Annotated in this window: 1 protein-coding gene; it reads left to right on the top strand. The window is 70.0% G+C overall.

Features of this window, described 5'->3' with window-relative positions; all coding sequences use genetic code 11:
• The coding region (locus DNI29_RS23900; RefSeq protein WP_202910588.1) for a polyprenyl synthetase family protein at window positions 1–290 on the top strand (290 nt) is incomplete at both ends.

Below are 290 nucleotides of genomic sequence, written 5' to 3'. Positions count from 1 at the left end.
GGCACTCGACGTCGATGCGACGGGCAGTCGCGAGTCGGTCGACCTGCGCGCGCTGGAGCGCCTGCATGCGATGAAGACCGGCGCGCTGATCCGCGCGTCGGTCCGCATGGGCGCACTGTGCGGTCGTGCGGATGCGGACGCGCTCGCACGGCTCGATCGCTTCGCCGACGCCCTCGGCCTCGCCTTCCAGGTGCGCGACGACATCCTCGACATAGAGGCCGATACCGCGCAGCTTGGCAAGACCGCCGGCAAGGATGCGGAGCAGGACAAGGCGACGTTCCCGTCGCTGA

The sequence above is a fragment of the Hymenobacter sediminis genome (assembly GCF_003231285.1).
Lineage (GTDB): Bacteria > Bacteroidota > Bacteroidia > Cytophagales > Hymenobacteraceae > Hymenobacter > Hymenobacter sediminis.
This window is presented reverse-complemented; position numbering and strand designations above follow the sequence as displayed.